The 3610-nt window shown below is 65.2% G+C and carries 3 protein-coding genes; all 3 read right to left on the bottom strand.

The features are described from left to right. On the bottom strand, window positions 1–1133 hold a 1133-nt coding region (locus tag VGS97_RS27430; RefSeq protein ID WP_326856565.1), incomplete at its 3' end, for a cytochrome P450. Window positions 1134–1169: 36 nt separating this feature from the next. Continuing rightward, on the bottom strand, window positions 1170–2069 hold the full coding sequence (locus VGS97_RS27425) for a terpene synthase family protein (protein ID WP_326856564.1): 900 nt from the start codon (window positions 2067–2069) through the stop codon (window positions 1170–1172). Window positions 2070–2442: 373 nt separating this feature from the next. Next, entirely contained in the window at window positions 2443–3141 is a 699-nt protein-coding gene (locus VGS97_RS27420; protein ID WP_326856563.1) for a hypothetical protein, read from the bottom strand. Window positions 3142–3610 lie beyond the last annotated feature (469 nt).

Genomic DNA, 3610 nt, shown 5'->3' with positions numbered 1-3610 from the left:
GCTGGGCTTGATTTATCGGCGAGGGCCGGGTTCGGCAGAGCGTTGAGCAGAAGCGGGATGGCGGCTTGTGCCTGGGTTAGGGAGAGTTGCGCGCCGAGGCAGAAGTGGCGGCCCGCGCCGAATGCGAAGTGTGTGGCGGCGGCCGTGAACGCGCGGTCGGTGTGTGCATCGGTGCGGTAGATGTCGAATCGGTCCGGGTCGGTGAAGCGTGCTGGGTCGCGGTTTGCCGAGGCGATCGACAGGGCGACGGCGGCGCCAGCCGGGATGCGTTGGTCGGCGATGACGAGGTCCTCGGTAGCCTGCCGGATGACGAGTTGTACGGCCGGGTTACGGCGTACGGCCTCAGCCCACGCCTGGGGGATTAGGCCAGGTTCCGTGCGAACGGCGGCCAACTGATCGGGGTGCTCAAGCAGGTTCGTGAGCAGGATGGCGAGTGCGTGGGAGGTGGTTTCGCTGCCTGCCGCCAGCAGCATGCCGGCATAGCCCTTGATCGTGGTGTCAGATATCGGTGCGCCGTCCACGCGTGCTGTGCACAGTGTTGAGAGCAGATCGGGGCCGGGGTGGCGGCGGCGCTGTGCGATATGCGGATCCAGATATTCGAACAGCTCTCGTCCGGCTGTGCGCCCGGCCTGCATGATCTGTGGATCGTCCCGGAAATTGCCGAGATGCTCGGCCGCGCATCGGTACCAGCGTTGGAGATCCGGCACGTCCGAGCCCGGCAGGCCGAGTGCGGCGGCCATGGCGCGTACCGGGACCTGCTGACAGAACTCTGCGACGAGATCGACTTCGAGCCGACCGTGGAAGGCGTCGATGAGCTCTTGGGAGATCGCCGCGACCGACTGCCACCATTGCCCCAGCGCTCGACCGTTGAATGCCGCCGTGGACACCTTCCGGTACGCGGTGTGCTCGCGGCCGCCCATCTGTAGGAGTGTCCTTCCGAGCACGGGCTCTAGCTGCCACGTATAGGCATCGAGGCTTAGCCGTGGGTCTGCGAGTGCGGCTCGGACATCGTCGTATCGGCTGATCAGCCAGCTGTCCATCGGCTCGTCCCACGCCACCGGGAACGACTCGCGCAGCCGCGCGTAGAGTGGGTATGGGTCGTGATCGAACTCCTCCCAGTGCAGGCTCGGCACGGTGCGCTCTGTGCGTACGATCCCTGTTTCGCCCGCTTAGAGGTAGCGTTTGCCGCGACGGTGCCAGAACAGCGTCGCGGTGACGGCGTCGCGTAGCCGCCAAGCGTAGGTTGCGTATTGCGGCGGGGCCGCCGCGAGATTGCCGACGAAGGTGCGCACGCGCGAGCGGAACAATCGGTGCACGGATTCCATCGCCTCCGCCCAGGAGCAGCCGTGCTCTTGTCGGGTGAGGGTCACGAGGTTGGGCTCATGGAAGGACAGGTCCCGCTCGACGCCGTAGATGTCGTTGATCCAGGTGATCAGCTCGGTCGCGCAGAAGCGCAGTTCGTCAAGCCCGCGTACCGGGGTTCCGGGTGCATCAATCGCTGCGAAAAGGTCCCACACCGCATCCATGGCGCTGAGATTCCTCCGCAGACCGAGGTACTCGGCGCTGTCCACCTGCTGTAGCCCTCGGCGATGATTGACGATCGCCGACTCGGCGTGCAGGTACAGCCCGATACGCTCGGCGAAATCCGCCAGCCAGGGCGCATCGCCGAGTCCGGCGGTATCCCGCCACAGTTCGTCGGCGAGCACCCGCAGCATCGGGTCCGCGTCCGGCGCGACGGCTGGATCAACTATGGCCTGCGCCACCGCACGAGCGAACGCAGGAAGCCGTCCGTCGTGCGCCCATGTGCCGCTGTCGATCCGATCGTCCATCAGCAGCAGCCATACATACCAGTGCAGTATGACCGTGACACGCTCGCGTGGCCCAGCGCCCACCATCGCCAGTCCCCAGTCGAGCAGGTTCGATGCGAACATACGCTCTCTGCCGCGTGGCCCGACCAACCCGCGGGTAGCAGCCCAGTCGCAGAGTTCCAGCTTCAACTCTTCGTGATCTTCGCGGTGGTGAATTTCAGGGAACGGCAACTCAAGTACCGGAATCGGGATCTCTGTCACGCCAGAATCTCCAGTCTGCTTTTGCAGGCTCCCCGAGGCTGGGAAGACCGGGGTCGGGGCGGCTGACAAGCCGGTCGAACTGTGACGCCTTGAGCCTGGATCCACCGTGACCACCGCTCGGTACACCCTGTAGCACGACCCTGACATGCCCGGCCACGGGCTGCGTCAAGCCTGAGCGCAGCCACTCGTCCAGCGTCAGCAGAACACGAATCCGGCTGGGTGTTGGGTGCTCAGGGATCGCCTCGTCAGCGCACTAACACTCGCCGCAAGATCGCGCGAGCAATCTTTTCAGGCGTCAGCTTCTTGAGTTCGTGTGACGTTTCAGCCGGTGGCTGGTCCGAGGCCCGCGTGGTGGATGTCGTCGTAAACGATGTCAGAACACGTTGTCGTGGCACGGCGCGGCCAGCACATGGCCGGGTTGGATTTGTCCTTCCTCAACGAAGCTGAAGCGCACCAACGCCTCACCGCCCACAGCGGCCGGGGCGGACACGACAGTTGCACATGCCTCGACCCGCCGGGCGGGATGGCCTGGGATGCGCAGCTCGCATGGTGCATAAGCCCGTCCGGGCACGCCGACGAGCCTTCCGAGCGCGAGCACGTTGCCGGGCCGCTGATCCGGTGGCACCTCCGACACCGTCAGCGCCCAGTGCGCGTCCGCCTCCTTCAACACGTTCAGAGCGCACTGGTCCCCGCGAGCCTCGAACAGTGCGGCACGCGCACGCACAGACTCAGCGATTGCACAGCACAACAGTGCGTCGGTGCCATCCTCTACCCACGGACAGCCGGTCAGCGCACCTCTGAGCAGGACACAAACCGCGCCGAACGCCGCTGCCGGTCCGTGCTCGGCGATGTCCATCAAGACCGGCGCCGCGACCAGACTCGCCGGATGGACACAGCCACAGTGCCGATCGAAAAGGCCGCCATCCTCCAGCGGCCTGATCGCAGCATCCGCTGAAGCCTCGTCAGTGGACTGTGCCAGGGCACGCAGCGCTGGGGCGACCTTCCCCGGCTGGTAGAGGCCCGCCGGGCCCGGTACCGCAGCCCAATCGATCGTTTCGATGGCCTCGAACATGCATGCCATCCTAAGCCGTAGCGCCGCTAACCAGCGGATTCAACCACACCCGATGCAAAACCATACGAGCGAACCCTCACACCGTCTGGCAACTCCAGGTGAAACCTGCACGGTCCAGCTCCGCACGCTCCAGCACTCCCGGAGACGGGACATCCACTTTTCAGCTGCCCGCGAGCCCACTCCACGCCGACATCAGCGACGGGTCTATCACGAGAAGAGAGTCGGTCTGATGGTCGGTCGGAGGAAGAATCTGGCGGAATTGCGGGACCGTGCGGTGGTGATGTAGCGCAGTTCGATGACCCGGTCGAGGCTGCGGCCAAAGAGCAGCGGGCCTCCACGGGCTTCTCGCTGAGTTACTGATGGCCGAGTGCGACGAGCGGGTGCGATTTCGGGTTCGTGTACCGGCGCACGGGTTACTTTCGCAGGTGATGCTGTCTTGCGATCACTGAGGGTTGCTATAGTCGGGCTT

The sequence above is a fragment of the Actinocrinis sp. genome (assembly GCF_035946395.1).
Classification (GTDB): domain Bacteria; phylum Actinomycetota; class Actinomycetes; order Streptomycetales; family Catenulisporaceae; genus Actinocrinis.
The sequence above is the reverse complement of the archived record's forward strand: the minus strand, read 5'-3'. Positions and strand labels throughout refer to the sequence as shown.